This window comes from Mesorhizobium sp. ArgA1 (genome assembly GCF_053714375.1).
In genome coordinates this window covers 34,019-49,809 of sequence record NZ_JBSKBQ010000009.1, presented here as the reverse complement: position 1 = coordinate 49,809, position 15,791 = coordinate 34,019, and the positions used below count along the sequence as shown (strand labels likewise).

14 protein-coding genes and 1 pseudogene are annotated in these 15,791 nt (G+C 64.1%); 8 read left to right on the top strand and 7 right to left on the bottom strand.

The window, feature by feature from the left end; genetic code table 11:
- Positions 1-7 precede the first annotated feature (7 nt).
- The 3 genes from ACWGTI_RS19755 to ACWGTI_RS19745 form a co-directional block, all read right to left on the bottom strand.
- Complete coding sequence (locus ACWGTI_RS19755; RefSeq protein WP_454588660.1) at positions 8-724, bottom strand: outer membrane protein; 717 nt, start codon at positions 722-724, stop codon at positions 8-10.
- Between the two features lie 225 nt (positions 725-949).
- Entirely contained in the window at positions 950-1,636 is a 687-nt protein-coding gene (locus ACWGTI_RS19750; protein ID WP_454588659.1) for an outer membrane protein, read from the bottom strand.
- Between the two features lie 250 nt (positions 1,637-1,886).
- Entirely contained in the window at positions 1,887-3,032 is a 1,146-nt protein-coding gene (locus tag ACWGTI_RS19745) for a LuxR C-terminal-related transcriptional regulator (protein WP_454588658.1), read from the bottom strand.
- A gap of 259 nt (positions 3,033-3,291) precedes the next feature.
- On the opposite strand from ACWGTI_RS19745, the gene ACWGTI_RS19740 reads away from it, so the two are divergent.
- The gene (locus tag ACWGTI_RS19740) at positions 3,292-4,362 is read left to right on the top strand and encodes a helix-turn-helix transcriptional regulator (RefSeq protein WP_454588657.1); all 1,071 of its coding nucleotides are present in this window, start codon (positions 3,292-3,294) and stop codon (positions 4,360-4,362) included.
- A 90-nt stretch (positions 4,363-4,452) separates the two neighbouring features.
- On the opposite strand, the gene ACWGTI_RS19735 is transcribed toward ACWGTI_RS19740, so the two are convergent.
- Both ACWGTI_RS19735 and ACWGTI_RS19730 read right to left on the bottom strand, forming a co-directional pair.
- Positions 4,453-5,208 (bottom strand): slipin family protein, encoded by a 756-nt coding sequence (locus tag ACWGTI_RS19735; protein WP_454588656.1) that lies wholly within the window; start codon positions 5,206-5,208, stop codon positions 4,453-4,455.
- A pseudogene (locus ACWGTI_RS19730) lies at positions 5,205-6,576 on the bottom strand (NfeD family protein). The gene ACWGTI_RS19735 and the pseudogene ACWGTI_RS19730 overlap by 4 nt, the downstream one beginning before the upstream one ends.
- A 203-nt stretch (positions 6,577-6,779) precedes the next feature.
- On the opposite strand from ACWGTI_RS19730, the gene ACWGTI_RS19725 reads away from it, so the two are divergent.
- From ACWGTI_RS19725 to ACWGTI_RS19695, 7 genes are all read left to right on the top strand, one after another.
- The gene (locus tag ACWGTI_RS19725) at positions 6,780-7,277 is read left to right on the top strand and encodes a hypothetical protein (protein ID WP_454588655.1); all 498 of its coding nucleotides are present in this window, start codon (positions 6,780-6,782) and stop codon (positions 7,275-7,277) included.
- Positions 7,278-7,428: 151 nt separating this feature from the next.
- Entirely contained in the window at positions 7,429-8,031 is a 603-nt protein-coding gene (locus ACWGTI_RS19720) for a CDP-alcohol phosphatidyltransferase family protein (protein WP_454588654.1), read from the top strand.
- A 41-nt stretch (positions 8,032-8,072) separates the two neighbouring features.
- Complete coding sequence (locus tag ACWGTI_RS19715; protein WP_454588829.1) at positions 8,073-9,854, top strand: bifunctional alpha/beta hydrolase/class I SAM-dependent methyltransferase; 1,782 nt, start codon at positions 8,073-8,075, stop codon at positions 9,852-9,854.
- Positions 9,855-9,858: 4 nt separating this feature from the next.
- Positions 9,859-11,205, top strand: coding sequence for a phosphatase PAP2/dual specificity phosphatase family protein (locus ACWGTI_RS19710; RefSeq protein ID WP_454588653.1), 1,347 nt, complete (start codon positions 9,859-9,861; stop codon positions 11,203-11,205).
- Positions 11,202-11,633, top strand: a complete 432-nt coding sequence (locus ACWGTI_RS19705; RefSeq protein ID WP_454588652.1) for a hypothetical protein — start codon at positions 11,202-11,204, stop codon at positions 11,631-11,633. The genes ACWGTI_RS19710 and ACWGTI_RS19705 overlap by 4 nt, the downstream gene beginning before the upstream one ends.
- Positions 11,634-11,641: 8 nt before the next feature.
- On the top strand, positions 11,642-12,310 hold the full coding sequence (locus tag ACWGTI_RS19700) for a lysophospholipid acyltransferase family protein (protein WP_454588651.1): 669 nt from the start codon (positions 11,642-11,644) through the stop codon (positions 12,308-12,310).
- A 40-nt stretch (positions 12,311-12,350) separates the two neighbouring features.
- Positions 12,351-13,283, top strand: a complete 933-nt coding sequence (locus ACWGTI_RS19695) for a phosphatidate cytidylyltransferase (RefSeq protein ID WP_454588828.1) — start codon at positions 12,351-12,353, stop codon at positions 13,281-13,283.
- 16 nt (positions 13,284-13,299) lie between these two features.
- Here ACWGTI_RS19695 and ACWGTI_RS19690 read toward each other — a convergent pair whose 3' ends face one another.
- Complete coding sequence (locus ACWGTI_RS19690) at positions 13,300-14,907, bottom strand: FGGY-family carbohydrate kinase (protein WP_454588650.1); 1,608 nt, start codon at positions 14,905-14,907, stop codon at positions 13,300-13,302.
- A 148-nt stretch (positions 14,908-15,055) separates the two neighbouring features.
- Complete coding sequence (locus ACWGTI_RS19685) at positions 15,056-15,784, bottom strand: SDR family oxidoreductase (RefSeq protein ID WP_454588649.1); 729 nt, start codon at positions 15,782-15,784, stop codon at positions 15,056-15,058.
- Positions 15,785-15,791: the final 7 nt, after the last annotated feature.

Here is a 15,791-nt window from a genome sequence, read left to right as displayed (position 1 = left end):
CAGCGGATCAGAATTTGTAGGCGATGCCGATGCGGATATCGTTCGTCTTCAGTTCGATCTCATCGTGCAATGGGGTTCCATCAGAGAACGCGTGACGTGTGGATTTGTGGTGGCCGAGATCGGCAAAGCGGTATTCGCCGCGGATCAGCCAATTGTCACTGACGGCGTATTCGAGACCGGCGCCCAGCGTATAGCCGGTGAGGGTGTCCACGACGTCGGCATAGGGGACCTCGCTTGGAAGGAAGACGGTGGTGTGCTTGTAATTTGCCACCGCCAGGCCGGCGGCGACGAAGGGAAGCCAGCGATCCATCGCGTAGCCGGCTCGCAGGCGAACGGACCCGACCGACTGCAGCTCGATCACGCCGCCAAAGCCAGGGTCGTCGACGCCGAGCGCCTGATACACCGTGGTGTCCTTCACGCTGGCGAAGCTGTAGTCGCCCTCAATGCCGAGAACCAACCCGCCGTCGAACTGATGGTTGAAGCCGGCATACAGGGCACCGAAACCGCCGGACGGGTCGTAACCCCAGCCGTAGTCGTCGAAGGCGCCAGGCGCAAAGGTCTGCCCGACCCTTGCGTCGCCCCATGCGTATCCGGCTTGCGCCCCGACATAGGCGCCGGACCAGTTGTAGGTGGCGGCGACGGGCAAGGTTGCATCGGCGTCCGCCGCGGACGCTGTGCCGGCAGGCACGAGTAAGAAGGCCGCGGCGAGAAGTATTGCTTTCATTGCTTGTCTGCTATCCCCAAGATGGTGGCCATTGCGGATAACTCTGCAGCGGTCGCTCGAGGTTCGGTTTCGCATTGTTCGCCGACGCCGTCTTGGACTGGAGCGCACTGGAATTGCCCTGGAAAGTTGCCGAGGTGCTTTCCAGGACAGTGTGGCCGTGCGGCATCAGCCGATGAGCTCGCCCACCCCCGACGCGAGTCCTGGGGTTTTGTTCGGTCCGCCCAATCAGAACTTGTAGCTAAGGCCGGCCCGTACATCGTGCGTCTGGAGATCGATGTTCGCCACCGAGCCAGGACCAGAAAGCGGTACCGAGAGGTCCTTTTTGCCGAAGTCGGAGTAGCGATATTCGACGCGAGCGATCCACCTGTCGGTGAAGGCATGCTCGATGCCAGCCCCAACCGTCCAGCCAAGATGGGTTTCGTCGTGGACTGGGAATGTATTGCCGGAGCTGCCGATCACGCTCATTTCATACTTGGCCGCAGCCACGCCCGCTGTGATGTAAGGCAAGGTCCGATCGAAAGCATAGCCTGCCCGCAGCCGTGCCGAACCCGACCATTTGAGGTCGGTCTTGAGCAGCGCTCCGGCACCGGTGAAGGTGCCCAGCCCATCTACATTGTTGTAGGCAAGGTCAGCCTCGGCACCGAGCACGAAGCGGTTCGCCAATTCCTGGTTGACGCCGATATGAACGCCGCCAATAAAACCGCTGGGATCAACGGGAGCGTTGATATCGGGGACACCGCCAAGGTCGGCGATGAAGAGATTGGATTTTCCGGCTGCGTAACCGAAGTGAACGCCCGCATAGAGGCCGGACCAGTCATAAGCGGCAACGGGCGAGGTTTCATTGATGTCCGCCGCGGACGCGATGCCGACAGGCGCGAGAATGAAGGCTGCGGCGAGAAGAATCGTTTTCACTGTTTGCTACCCCAATGGTGTTGCGCTCCCCGGCAGCGGAATTGCTCCAGCATCCGGGTGCCGTCGAGGTTTTGCATTGTTCGCCAGCGGCGTCTTGGGCTGGGCCGCACTGGAATTGTCGTGGAAAGCGCTGCGGCATTTGCGCGATCAGTGTGGCCGTTCGGCATCAGGTGATGTCTTGTGCCAGCCATCCGGCAGACTGACGGCTGGTGGCGCTACCCGATGACGATTGAAGTCGACTGCCGCATTTTCAGCGCCAATGTGACAGGAGGGGTGCGCCTATGTTCGAAACCAGCTTGACGAGATCGGCTTGGCGCTTCGTGCCGGTTTTGGCGAAGATGCGGTTGAGGTGGGTCTTCAGTGTGTTTTCACCGATACCGAGCGACAACGCACTGTTGGACGCGGATAATCCGCTGCCGATCAGCAGCAGGACCCGAGCTTCCGCAGGCGTGAGGTCGAACAGCGTCGTGAGAACGGCCTCGGGAAGTGGCGAAGACGACGTCGTGGTCGACACGAAGACGGCGGCACGGGCAGGCCGGAACGCAGCGCGCGCGGTACCTTCGGTCAGCGGCAACACATAGGCCACGGCAGGCGGTTGACCTGGGGCTGAAACGGGCAGGCCTATGCCGCGGGAGCCGAGCAAGGCATCCGTCCCAGCCGCCGTGGCGATTGCTTCCAGCAGGGCACGGGCCATCGCCGGATTCTGCGGCTGCAACAGACCGTTCTTGGACAAGATAGGGCCTTGCCCGGAAAACATCCGATCGGCAGCGCCATTCGCATGAAGGATTGTTCCGTCGGCGCCGGTAAGGACCACAGGCACAGCGAGATGATCGAGCGCCTGGCGATAAAGATTGGCGGTGATGCGCGCCTGATCCAGCAGATCTCCGATCAGCGAGGCACGGCGCAGATGCGGCGAGAGCAATGCCAGGAAACGCTGCTCCTCACTTGATATGATCCCCCTGTTGGCCCGCGTGGTGCAGCCCATGAGGCCGATCCGGTCCGGCGTATGAACGAACTTGACGATGCAGCCTTCGCGCAATCCCTGCGGTTTGGCCCAATTCTGAAAGAATGGCGTCTGCTGGAGGTCAGCCTCGCCCATATGCGACAGCGTCGCGACGGGCGTGTCGATCTCGCCGACGACCGCAGCCTTCAGTCCGGGAATTGCGTCAAAATCATAATCCTCCTGAAGCACGCGCATCTGCTCGGCATCCCAGGGCGATTGGGCCGCGAAGCGGCCACGATTGCCGGCGGTGCTGGCAAGCGCGATGGTGCTGTAGGCCGCGTCCATGGTTTCGGTGATGCGGATCATGACCCCGGTCCAGCCCTCCGGGTTCAACACGCAATCGTAGATATCGCCGACAATCGAACCAAGGACTTCGCTGCCCAGCCTTTCCATCGTTTCTCCTGCACCTAGGTCTGCCCCGCCCCTCGCATGACGGGTGGCGGGCAAAAGATTTGACCGACCCGGTGCAAGGGCTCCGATCCCGCATGGAGGATTTTGCTGGCGTCATACTTTCGGGTGACGCCAAGCGTGGTTGGGCACGATTAAGGGTTCAATCGGTTGAACACCGACCGCTCAATCTTGCTGGTTATTCCTGGAATGGAAAGCGTCGCGTTCGATTTTTTGAGACTGCGGGTTTTTGCGGGGCGCTTCCTTGTCACGAAAGACGGTGTTTTCATCAGCTGATTTGCCGCCGCATCTTGGCGACCGCGATCGATTTTCGCTTTGGCAGGATATCCATGTCGCCGACATCCGGCGATGCTTGCACAGGATTATCTACAATTCCAGCGACCTGATCGGCGGAGAACAAATCCAGAAAGAGCAATGGATCTCAACGCTGTCATCCGGTTACGCCCGTCTGCGTGCCGATCCGGCCATCGGCAGATCGTTCGAAGGCGAGCTCAGGATTGTTCGAACTTGCGACGTTTCGGTGGGCACGATCCACGGCACTGTCAAATCGATATCGAGAACCACTGAAGACATTGCGGCCCAGAGCACCAACAATGTCGTGTTGCTTCTCAATGCCGGACACTCCCCGCTCAGCGTCGACCAGTCGGGAAGGAGCGCCGATCTGAGTCCAGGCGCGTCCGTTCTTGTCGAGCAGAGCGCTCCCTCAATCATCCGAGTGAGCGACGGGCAATGCGGCCTGATCGCCGTGCAGACCGATCGCGAACGGGTGCGTCGCCGATATGCAGGATTTGAGGATCGCCTGATGACGGTCGTGTCTAGCTCCATGATGATCAACGCCCTTGTTCGTGCCTATGTCGGCGTTCTGACCGATGAGAAAGAAGCCGAGTCTCAACTGACCATGCAGTTCGTGGCCGATCATATTGCCGATCTGATCGCCGCCACCGCCTCCATTGCCGCACCTGTGACGGCGCACGACAACGCGGACGCGCGAGGTCTACGTGCGGTACGGACGCAAGCGATTCTGACTATGATTCGCGGCGGCTTCACCGATCCAGAAATCTCCGCGCAAGGTGTCGCAAAGGAGCTCGGCCTGTCGGCGCGCTATGTCCAGGATCTGCTTCAGGAGACAGGCATCAGCTTCTCCGAGCGTGTTCTCGAACTGCGCTTGCAGTGCGCCCACAAGATGCTCTCGCGGAGGCACAATGACGCCATGCGCGTCAGCGAGATCGCCATGATGAGTGGCTTCAGCGACGTGTCATACTTCAATCGCTGCTTCCGTCGTCGCTTCGGCTCCACGCCAACGAGCGCGAGATAGCTGAGAACGCTGGCGAAGATGACTTAGAGGGAGAAGGTCGCGCGAATAATCTCCCTCCTTGAGGAGGCCTGAGGGGCCCTGCGCGACCTCTCATTTCCCCTGCTTCATGAACTGGCTTAGCAGGTCCACCGGCAGCGGGAACACCACCGTGGACGAGCGCTCGCCGGCGATGTCGTGCAAAGCCTCGAAATAGCGCAGCTGCATGGCCTGCGGCTCGGCCGCCAGCATCTTGCCGGCCTCGACGAGTTTTGCCGCCGCCTGCTGCTCGCCATCGGCATTGATCACCTTGGCGCGCCGCAGTCGCTCGGCTTCGGCCTGCTTGGCGATGGCGCGGATCATGCTTTCGTTCAAGTCGACGTGCTTGATCTCGACATTGGACACCTTGATGCCCCAGGCATCGGTGCGCTGATCGAGGATCTCCTGGATGTCGCTGTTGAGCTTGTCGCGTTCGGCCAGCATCTCGTCCAGTTCGTGCTTGCCGAGCACCGAGCGCAGCGTGGTCTGCGCCAGCTGGTTGGTCGCGGCCATGAAGTCCTCGACCTGGATGATCGCCCGCTCGGCGTCGACGATGCGGAAATAGAGCACCGCGTTGACCTTCACCGAGACGTTGTCGCGCGAGATCACGTCCTGCGGCGGCACGTCCTGCACCACCACGCGCAGATCGACCTTCACCATCTGCTGTACGAAGGGGATCAGGATGATGAGGCCCGGTCCCTTGACCCCGGTGAAGCGGCCGAGCGTGAAGACCACGCCGCGCTGATATTCCCTGAGGATGCGGATGGCCGCGGACAGGAACATGATCACGACCAGCGCCAGGATCAGATAGGCGACATAACCAACCATCATTGTCTTGCTCCATTCCTTCCCGCGTCGCGGCGCCGCACCGTCAGCACGAGGTCGCTGATGTCGGTCACCTCGACGCTGTCGCCGGCCGCGATCGGCTCGTCGGCCTTTGCCCGCCAGCGCTCGCCCAAGGCCAGCACATGGCCCTCGCCGCCCTGCCAGTCGAGGATCTCGGCCGACACGCCGCGCATCGCCTCGCCGCCGACGCGCGCTGGGTTCTTGCGCGCCGCCCAGACATAGGTGCCGGTCAGCAGCGCCAGCCCAAGCGTCAAGGCTGCGGCGGGACCAATGACGGCCCACGACATGGCAAAGCCCGGCCCCTCTACCCTCAGCAGCATGGCCGCCCCGAACAGGAAGGCAGCCACGCCGCTGAGCCCAAGCACGACGGTGGGGTTGAAGGCCTCGATGACGAGGAAGGCGATGCCGAGCAGCATCAGGGCAAGGCCGGTATAGTTGATCGGCAGGAGGTCGAGCGCACAGAGGCCGAGCACCAGGCAGAGGGCGCCGATGACGCCGGGCGCCACGGCGCCTGGGCTGGTGAACTCGAAGACGATGCCATAGACGCCGACCAGCATCAGGATGACGGCGATGTTGGGATCGGTGATGACGGAAAGCAGCTGGATGAACCAGCCGGGTTCCAGCGCCTCGACCGGCAGCCCTTTGGTTGCCAGGACCACTTTCTTGCCGGCCACCTCGACAGTGCGCCCATCGGCCAGTTGCAGGAGCTCGGTTGTGTCGTGGGCGACGAAGTCGATGACATGTTCCTGCAGCGCCGCATTGGCCGACAGGCTCGCCGCTTCGCGCACGGCCTTCTCGCCCCAATCGCCATTGCGGCCGCGCAGTTCGGCCAGCGAACGGATCAAGGCAACCGCGTCATTGGTCACCTTGGCCATCATCGCGTCGCCGGCCGGCCGCCCGGTGGTGTCTTTCTCGTCCTTGGCCGGGCCGTTGTCCTTGTCGCCGCCAGGAAGCGCCGGCAGCCCGCCCATCTCCACAGGCGTCGCGGCGCCCAGATTGGTTCCCGGCGCCATCGCCGCGACATGGGTGGCGTAGAGGATGTAGGTGCCGGCGCTCGCCGCATGGCCGCCGGCCGGCGCGACATAACCGATGACGGGCACCGGCGAGGCGAGGATGTCGGCGATCATCTCGCGCATCGAGGTGAGGCGTGTCGAGCTGAAGGATGAGGACCGCGGCATCGCGCCTGGCGGCGACGTCTAGCGCTTCCTCGAGCTGCCTTGTGCTTGCCGGCCCGATGGCGCCGTCGATCGCGACGCTCAGCGCGACCTTCTCGCTCCCGGCTGATGTGAAGGGAGAAAGGACTGCCGCGACAACGAAGGCCGCGGCAAAAAGGGCCACCCGCGCGAAGGTCACGCTCAAAGCTCCATAGATTGAATATGGGTCGTATTTTGGCGAAGTCCATGGGGAGTGGTGCCGATGATTGACGAACGCGGCTAAGCGCAATCTCAGGGGGAGATTGCGCCCGCGGCCGTTTTCGCCAACTATCGGCGTAACGCCCGGCTTCAGTTATTCTCTGTGATCCGGGCCGCGGATGCTTGGCTGGCCTGGGGGAGATCATGAGAAGCGGATTGGCGAAATTCATCGTGGCCGTCGCGGCCACACTGCAGGCCGCGCAGCCGGTGTTTGCGGCGCCGTGCGGCTGGACCGCGAAGATGGAGGAAGACGAGGGCGGCAGCGTGCTGACGGCCTCGGTGTGTGGCGGACCGAAGGCCGATGCGCATCTGATGCTGGTCTGTTTCGACAAGCCGGTGCTGAGCTACGATCTTGGCCCCCCCGGCCAGCAGCTGGAGCCTGGCATCAGCGGCTCCTTCACCTTCAAGGGCGGCGACAAGAGCCTCACCAAAACACTCCAGCTCGAGGCGATGTACAATTATTTCACGCTCGAATTGTCAGGTGCGACCGATCCGCTGCTCGCTTTGTTGCGAGGCAAGGGCGACGTCACGGTTGCCTCGGACAAATATGGCGAGAACAGTTTTCCGCTGACGGGTTCGAGTGCCGCTATCGGCAAGGTGCTGGCACAGTGCGGCAAAGGTTCAGCCGGCGACGCTGACTGAAGCCATAGCCCTGACCGAATTACTGCATGGAGATGGCGGGCTTTGAGCCCGCCATTTTGTTTGCCGGTGAAGAGGCCCTGCCCTTGCGTCTTGCCCGCCGATTGACCAATCTTGCCGACACTGTCATGAGCCGCGGTCGGGGGGATCGCATATGCCTACGCTCTATGCACTGAAACCGGCCTTTCAGGCCAGGTTGCGGCCCTTAGCCGACCGGCTGGCCGACGCCGGCGTCACCGCCAACCAGATCACGCTTCTCGCCGCCGCGCTGTCCATCGCTACCGGCCTGGTGGTTGCCGTTTTTGCCGGCCATCGTGCGATTTTCCTTTTGATGCCGGTGGTGCTGTTCATCCGCATGGCGCTCAACGCCATTGACGGGATGCTGGCCAGGGAACATGGGCAGGCGTCGAAACTCGGCATGTATCTCAACGAACTCTGCGACGTCGTCTCCGACGTGGCGCTGATCCTGGCCTTTGCCAGCCTGTTTCCGGCCTGGGGTGTCGTGGCTTTCGCCATTGCCGCCATGCTCGTCGAGTTCGCCGGGGTGCTCGGTGTCGCCGCCGGCAGCGGGCGCAACTACGCCGGGCCGTTCGGCAAGAGCGACCGGGCGCTGGCGCTCGGCGTCATTGCCTTCCTCATCGGCTGCGGCCTGTGGGTCGAGGCGATCGCGCCCTTTGTGTTTCCGGTCTTGGCTACACTGTCGGTCGCAACCGCCATCAACCGGATACGCAGCGGCCTTAGAGCGGGCGGCGCCTGATGCCCAAGCGTCAGCAGCCCGACCGCCAGAGGGGAACCATGATCCACCAGACCATCAATGGGGCAGCACCAGCAAGCATCACGCGCGTGGTGCAGGAGCGGACCTTCAAAAGCCATGACGGCACCGAGATCTTCTACCGCTACTGGCCGGCCGCCGGGTCGACGCCGAAGGGTGCGATCCTGCTCTTCCATCGCGGCCACGAGCATGGCGGCCGCATGGCGCATCTGGTCGACGAACTCGCCATGCCCGACCATGCCTTCTACGCCTGGGACGCGCGCGGCAATGGCCGCTCGGCCGGCGAGCGCGGCTATGCCCCGTCCTTTGCCGCCCTGGTGCGCGACATCGACTGCCTGGTGCGCGAGATCGGCAAAGACGGTTTTGGTCAGCGCGACATCGCGCTGATCGCGCAATCTTTCGGCGCCGTGCTTGCCGCCGCCTGGGTGCACGACTATGCGCCCGACATCCGCGCGCTGGTGGTGGCCTCGCCGGCCTTTTCGGTAAAACTCTACGTGCCCTTCGCCAAGGAGGGCATTGCGCTGTGGCAGAAGCTCAAGGGCCGCTTCTTCGTCAATTCCTACGTCAAGGCGAAGTTCCTGACGCATGACGCCGAGCGCATCGCTTCCTTCGACGCCGATCCGCTGATCACAAGGCCGATCGCCTCCAACATCCTGGTCGAACTCTACGACCATGCCGCCCGCATCGTCGCGGACGCCCGCGCCATCACCGTGCCGACGCAATTGCTGATCTCGGGCAGCGACTGGGTGGTGCGGCATGGGCCGCAGCACGAGTTCTTCGTCAATCTCGGCAGTGCCGCCAAGGAGCGGCATGTGCTGCCCGGCTTCTTCCACGACACGCTGGGCGAGCGCGATCGTAAGCTGGCGCTGGACCTGATCCGGCCGTTCCTCGAAAAGCAGTTTGCCGCGCCGGAAAAGCCGATCGACCTGACGTCGGCCGATCGATCCGGCTATACCCGCGACGAAGCGGACCGGCTGGCCTCGCCGCTGGCACTGCTGTCGCCCAAGGGCCTCTACTGGGCGATGAGCCGCGCCTCGATCCGCATGGGCGCCTGGCTGTCTTCGGGCATGAAGACGGGCATTGCCACCGGCTTCGATTCCGGCTCGACGCTCGACTATGTCTATGAGAACGAAGCGCGTGGCACCGGCTTCATCGGCCGCATGATCGACCGCACCTTCCTCGACGCCATCGGCTGGCGTGGCATTCGCCAGCGCAAGCTGCATCTGGAAGAGCTGATCGGCAACGCCGTCGCCAGCCTGAAGGCAGCCGGCCGTCCCGTCCACATGCTCGACATCGCCGCCGGCCATGGCCGCTATGTGCTCGATGCCGTCGCCAAATGCGCCGAGTTGCCGGCGAGCGTGCGGCTGCAGGACTATTCCGAGCTCAATGTCGGGCTCGGCTCGAAGCTGATCGCAGAGCGGAATCTGCCAACCAGCGTCAGCTTCCACAAGGCCGACGCCTTCGATGCCGAGATACTGGCCAGGCAAAAACCCGCGCCGGATCTCGCCATCGTCTCCGGGCTTTACGAATTGTTCGCCGACAATACGATGATTTCCCGCTCGCTCGGTGGACTGGCCAGCGCCATGCAGCCCGGCAGCCTGCTCATCTACACCAACCAGCCATGGCATCCGCAGCTGGAGATGATCGCGCGCAGCCTGACATCGCATCGCGGCGGCCAGGCCTGGGTGATGCGGCGGCGTACGCAAGGCGAGATGGACCAGTTGGTGAAGGCGGCCGGTTTCGAGAAGATCGACCAGCGCATCGATCAGTGGGGAATCTTCACCGTTTCAGTCGCACGGCGCGTCTGAGACCATGGTGCTGCCTGTCACCGACCCTGCCCCCGCCCAGGCGCGGGAACCCTATTCCGGTGTCGTTCTGAGGGCCGCCCTTTGGCTGGCGCTGCTGGCGCCGACCTTCTATTCGACCTATGGCTTTGCCAACTGGCTGGCATCGCGGCGCGACCATGTCGGCAGCATCGTGTTTGGCTGGGAACACGCCATCCCGTTCATCGCCTGGACGATCGTTCCCTACTGGTCGATCAATCTGTTCTATGGCCTGTCGCTGCTGCTCAACACGACCAGGCGCGGCGTCGACCGGCTCGCCGGCCGCTATCTGACGGCGCAGATCATTGCGGTCTCCTGCTTCATCGCCTTTCCGCTGACGGCGACCTTCGTGCGGCCGGCAACCACCGGCCTGCCGGGCTTTCTCTTCGCGGTGCTCGGCGGCTTCGACAAACCCTTCAACCAGGCGCCATCCCTGCACATCGCACTCCTGGTGATCATCTGGGATCACTGGCGTCACGTTCTGGTACGCAACCGTCTCGGCGCCATTCTCGGACCCGTCTGGCATGTCTGGTGTTTTCTCATCGGCGCTTCGGTGCTGACGACCTGGCAGCATCATTTCATCGACATTCCGACCGGCGCGCTGCTCGGCCTGTTTGCCTTGTGGCTGTTTCCAGCCAAGGGTGAATTGCCTTTCTGGAGCTTCAGAGCGACCCCCGACCCAAAGGCGCGGCGACTGGCGGGCTACTATGCGCTCGGTGCCGCCCTCGCCCTGGCCGCCGCTGCCGGCGGGGCATTTGCCTCCGCCGTCTCGCTCATCTTGTTGTGGCCGGCGCTGGCACTGGCCATCGTTGCCTTTGCCTATGCCGGGGCCGGGGCGAAAGTTTTCCAGAAGGCGGCCGATGGCAGCGTGTCGCTGGCCAGCCGGATCCTACTCCTGCCCTACCGGCTCGGCGCCCGGATCAATGTGTGGGCCTGGACCCGCCAACTCGCGCCACAAGCGGAAATCACCGACTGCGTTTCCTTCGGCCGGTTTCCGAGCCCAGTGGAGGCCAACCGCTTCGGCACGGTGATCGACCTCGCCGGCGAGCTGGAACGGCCGCGCGGCGTGACCTGCCGCTGGATCAGCTATGCCATGCTCGACCTCGTGGAGCCGCCGCATGACCGGCTGGAGCGGGCGGTGGCGGCGATCGAGTTGGCGCGCCGGCGCGGCACCGTGCTGGTCTGCTGCGCGCTCGGCTTCCAGCGCAGTGCGGCCATCGTCGCCGACTGGCTGGTTGTGACCGGGCGCTCGCAAACAGCCGCCCAGGCGCGCAAAAATCTCGCTGCATCGGGCCGGCCGGTGCATCTTCATAGCGAGGCGGACGAACCGGTATGACTGGCGAGTATCCCGAGAAAGCCGAGGCGTTTGCCAGCAGGCTGATGGTGCAGGCCGCATGGCCGATCCTGTTGGTGGTGGCCGCCATCATGGCAGCGCCGGTCATCGGCCTGGTCGCCGCTCCGCACACAACAGCGCTGTCGGCGGCGGCCTGGCTGGTAGCGGCGGCGAATGCCGTGGTCACAGTGGCTCTTTCGGCCTTGCTTTTGTTCGACGCGCTGCTCTTCCGGCTGATGGCGAGCCACGCCACCGAGGCCGCCGGCGGCGCCGTGGTCGACGATGTGCTGACGCGCATGCGGCTGAAACCCACAGCTGCCGGCGGCCGTACGCTCGACCAGCGCATCGCAGGCACGCGCCGTCTGCTGGTGAAGCAGCGCATCGCCTTCGGCCTGTTTGTGGTGGCGTCATTCGTCGCGGCATACCTTTGAGCCCGGCCATGACAAAACTTCACATTCGCGCCAACACCTTCACCTTGCTGCAGACGGTGACCTCGGTCGGCCTGTCGGCGATGGCCTGGGTGGTGACGGGCGTCAGGCCTATCTGGAACGGCAGCCAGCCATCGGAGAGGCAGCGCATCTACTTCGCCAACCACGCCAGCCATGGCGATTTCATCCTGCTGTCGGCCTGCCTCAGCGAGAAGGTGCGCGCACGTACGCATGCCGTCGCGGCGGCCGAATATTGGGGCAAGTCGCGGCTGCGCCGCTTCATTGCCGAGGACATGTTGTCGTCCGTTCTCATCCACCGGCAGTGGACCGACGAGACGCAGAACCCGATCTCGATCATGCTGTCGGTGCTCGATGACGGCCATTCGCTGATCCTGTTTCCGGAGGGCACACGCAACACGACGGAGGCGGATCTGCTGCCGTTCCGCTCCGGCCTCTACAATCTGTCGATGGCGCGGCCCGACGTCGAACTCATCCCGTGCTGGATCGAGAACATGTCGCGCGTGTTGCCCAAGGGCCAGTTCCTGCCGGTGCCGCTTCTTTGCCGCGTCGTCTTCGGTCCGCCGGTGGCGATCGAGCCCGGCGAGGAGCGCCGCGCTTTCCTGGAGCGCGCCCGCCAGACACTGCTGTCGCTCGACCCTCGCCCCGATCGGGACGACTAGCCATGACCAGGCAAAGAGACTTCGCATGATGCTGCCGCCGATGCATGAAACCGTCATCCTGCTGGTAGGCCTTGTCTGCGTGCTGACCACGGCGAGCGTCGTTGCCGGCATCCTGTCGTGGCGGGCGCCGAAGCCACTGCCCTCGACGCTCGTCAACCTCAACCAGCGCATCAATGCCTGGTGGGTTATGGTGCTGGCGATCACCGTCGCCTTCTTCTTCGGCCGCACCGGCATGACCATCCTGTTCGCGCTGATCTCGTTTGCGGCGCTGCGCGAATTCGTGACGCTGACGCACAGCCGGCGCAGCGATCACTGGGTGCTGCTCGGCATGTTCGGCATCATTATCCCCTTCCAGTACTGGCTGGTGTGGACCGCCTGGTACGGGCTCTTCACCATCTTCATCCCGGTCTACTGCTTCCTGCTGATGCCGGCGATCACGGCGCTCAACGGCGACACCGAACGCTTCCTCGAGCGCGTGTCGGCGCAGCAATGGGCGGTCATGATCTCCGTCTACTGCGTCAGCCACGTGCCGGCACTGCTGACGCTCGACGTGCCAGGGTTCGAGGGCCGCAACCTCCTGCTCATCGCCTTCCTGATCATCACCGTGCAAGGCAGCGACGTGCTGCAATACATTTTCGGCAAGCTGTTCGGCCGGTATCTGCTGTCGCCGTCCGTCTCGCCGTCAAAGACCTGGGAAGGGCTGATCGGCGGGCTGGTGGCGTCGAGCCTGCTCGGCGCGCTGCTGTCGTTCCTGACGCCGTTCTCGCCGCTGGCGGCGGCCGGCGTCGCCTTCATCGCCTGCCTGATGGGATTTCTCGGCGGGCTGGTCGCATCGGCCATCAAGCGCGACCAGGGCGTCAAGGATTGGGGCCACCTCATCGAGGGCCATGGCGGCATGATGGACCGCGCCGACAGCCTGGTCTTCGCCGCGCCGGTGTTTTTCCACATCGTCCGCTATTTCTGGACGGTGTGAGGGCGGCGCGCTCTGGTCAGTCGCGGATCGCGCGGCCTGCTTGCTGCAGCAGTTCGAAGGCGGCGAAACGCTTGTCGTGCCAGGGCACGAGATCGCCTCCGGCCGGGCGATAGATATCGCCAATGCGCGACATGGCGGTCATCGCAGCGATCACATCCGGATAGGTTCCGGCCGCCACCGCAGCCAATATGGCCGAACCGAGCAGCACCGGCTCGGGCGAGGTCGAGCCGGCGACGGTCAGGCCCGTTGTGTCGGCCAGCAGCTGGCGCACCAGGCCGCTCTGCGCGGCGCCGCCACTGACGACGATGGTGTCGATGGCGATGTTCTTTTTCGCCATTGCCGCCACGATCTGGCGCACGCCATAGCCGATGCCCAGCAGGCCGGCGACATAGAGCGCGAAGAGACTGTCGAGCGACGTGTCCATGCCAAGCCCGGCAATCAGCGCCTTGGCCTCGGGATCGGCGAAGGGCGAGCGGTTGCCGAGGAATTCCGGCACGACATGCAGCCCTTCGGCAAGGTGCGCGACTGCGGACAGATCGGCGGACTGCTTTGCCGCCTGCCGACCGAGCCAGGCCGCCAGGCTGAGCCCTTCCGCTTTGGCCTTCGCAGACGCTTCTCCTGCGGCCGCATGCAAACCGATAAGGTGATCGATCGCCGCGCCCGCTGCCGACTGGCCGCCTTCGTTGAGCCACAGGCCCGGCACCATCGAGGAGAAATATGGACCCCAGACACCGGGCACGAAGGCAGGTTCGCTGGTGCTGGCCATGGTGCAGGCCGACGTGCCGAAGACATAGGCCATGCGCGACTGCAGCGTGCCGACAGAGCCCTGCCCGCCGACCGTGCCGACGCCGCCGGCATGGGCATCGATCAGGCCTGCGGCGACCGGCGTTCCCGGCAGCAGGCCGAGATCGGCCGCGGCAGCTTCGGTCAGGCCCTTCGCCAGCGCGGTGCCGCCCTCGACCACTTCAGTGCCGATCCGGGCGAAGCCTTCGTCGGCCAGCGCGCCGAGGCCGACGGCACGAAAATAGGCATCGTCCCAGCGCCGCTCATGGCCGAGATAGGTCCATTTGCAGGTCAGCGTGCAGATCGAGCGTGCCAGGCTGCCGGTCGAGCGCCAGGTCAGATAGTCGGTCAGGTCGAAGAAATGCTCCGCCGCATCGAAGGTGGCAGGCAGGTTTTCGCGCAGCCACAACAGCTTCGGCGTTTCCATCTCCGGCGAGATGGTGCCGCCGACATAGTCGAGCACGGCGTGCTTGCCGGCGTTGATGCGCTGCGCCTGGTCGAGCGCGCGGTGATCCATCCAGACGATAATGTTCCGCTCGCTGTCCCCCGAGCCGCCGACAGCCAATGGTGCACCGCCTTTGCCTACCACGACCAGCGAGCAGGTGGCGTCGAAGCCGATGCCGCCAATGTCGCGCCCGGCGAGCCCCGACTTCGTTACCGCCTCACGCACGCTGGCACAGACGGCGCGCCAGATGTCCTCGCTCGACTGTTCGGCGATCTCGCCAGGCTCGAGGAACAGAGCGATGTCGCGCTTGGCGGAGGCAAGCATGGCGCCGTTGCCGTCGAACACCCCTGCCCTGGCGCTGCCAGTGCCGACGTCGATGCCGAGGAAGTGGGACATGGGGGGACCTCAGAGGTGGGCAGTAGGGCAGTAGGGCAGTAGGGCAGTAGGGCAGTAGGGCAGTAGGGCAGTAGGGAGATTGTCAGCCGCGAATAGTCCGCCGCAAGGGCAAAGCTCCCTCACCTACTGCCGTACTGCCCTATTTCCCTCACAAATCATTGCTCTGCGGCAGGATTACCAGATCGCGAATGGTGACGTTCCGCGGCCGCGTCAGCATGAACAGCACGGCTTCGGCCACCTCGATCGGTTGAATCAGGCCGCCCTTGGCCAATTCATCGTCAAGCTTGTCCTTTGGCCAATCGCTGATCAGCGCCGTCACCACTGGCCCCGGCTGCACCGCGCCGACGCGCAGGCCGTGCGGGGCAACCTGGCGGCGTACCGTGTGGACGAATGCCTGCACGGCATGTTTGGAGGCGGTGTAGATCGGCTCCCAGACCACCGGCACCAGTCCGGCGATCGAAGAGGTGACGATGATGTCGCCGGTCTTGCGTTCGACCATGTGTGGCAGGACGGCGTGCACGGATCGGAACACCGCGTTGATGTTGAGGTTCAGCACGCGGTCCCATGCATCGGGGTCGCCGTCGAGCACAGGCCCGCCGACATAGGCGCCGGCATTAGCGTGGAAGATATCGAGCTGGCCGGCCTTCTCCAGGATCTGCGGCATCATGGTCGCGACGCTGGCCGGCTTCATCAGATCGATCACCAGCGGGATAGCATTCGGGCCGAGTTCGGCGCAGACGCCCCTCAAGGCGTCTTCGGCGCGATCGACGAGCACGACGCGCACACCGGCGGCAATCAGAGCCCGGGCGCATTCCAGCCCGATGCCCGACGCGGCGCCGGTGATTGCCGCGACTTTTCCACTCAGATCCTGAGCCATACTTTTC